Raw genomic sequence first — 1,000 nt, 5'->3', positions numbered from 1 at the left:
ACAGGCGCTCTGCGACGCGATCATCGCCGGCGCCCACCGGATGCACCGATGACCACCGCGCGGCGCCTGTCACCGGCCGCACACCGTTCACGGTCACGGCGCGTATCCGCTGTCGGTGCCGGTCGTTAACCTGGTTCCGTGGCAGATCCCGCGACCTATCGGCCCGCACCGGGCACCATTCCCGTCGAACCCGGCGTCTACAAGTTCCGGGATTCCTACGGGCAGGTGATCTATGTCGGCAAGGCCAAGAGTCTGCGCAGCCGCCTGAATTCCTACTTCGCCGATGTGTCCTCGCTGCATCCGCGCACCCGGCAGATGGTGACCACCGCCGCGAGCGTCGAGTGGACGGTGGTCTCCACCGAGGTCGAGGCGTTGCAGCTGGAGTACAACTGGATCAAGGAATTCGATCCGCGCTTCAACGTGCGCTACCGCGACGACAAGACCTACCCCATGCTCGCGGTGAGCATGAACGAGGAATATCCGCGGGTGTTCGTCTATCGGGGCGCTCGCAAGAAGGGCGTGCGATATTTCGGGCCGTACGCCCACGCCTGGGCCATCCGCGAGACGGTGGATCTGCTGTTGCGGGTGTTCCCCGTGCGGACGTGTTCGGCCGGAGTGTTCAAGCGCCACAGGCAGATCGGGCGTCCGTGCCTGCTCGGCTACATCGACAAATGTTCGGCGCCCTGTATCGGCCGGGTCGACGCCGACGAGCACCGCCGCATCGCCGAGGACTTCTGCGACTTCCTGTCCGGCCGCACCGACCGCATGGTGCGGGAGCTGGAACGCCGAATGCAGTCCGCCGCAGCGGATCTGGACTTCGAGACCGCCGCACGCCTGCGCGACGACGTGGCCGCGCTCAAACGCGCACTGGAGAAGCAGGCGGTCGTGCTGGGCACCGGCACCGACGCGGACGTGATCGCCTTCGCCTCCGACGAACTCGAGGTCGCGGTGCAGATCTTCCACGTGCGCGACGGGCGGGTGCGCGGCCAGCGCGGCTGGG

1 protein-coding gene is annotated in these 1,000 nt (G+C 67.2%); it reads left to right on the top strand.

The genetic code is table 11. The annotated features are described in order from the left end of the window. Positions 1-138 precede the first annotated feature (138 nt). On the top strand, positions 139-1,000 hold an 862-nt coding region (gene uvrC, locus ACGF5C_RS35430; RefSeq protein ID WP_393308867.1), incomplete at its 3' end, for an excinuclease ABC subunit UvrC.

The organism is Micromonospora sp. NPDC047620 (genome assembly GCF_043205005.1).
Taxonomy (GTDB): Bacteria; Actinomycetota; Actinomycetes; order Mycobacteriales; family Micromonosporaceae; genus Micromonospora.
This window is presented reverse-complemented; position numbering and strand designations above follow the sequence as displayed.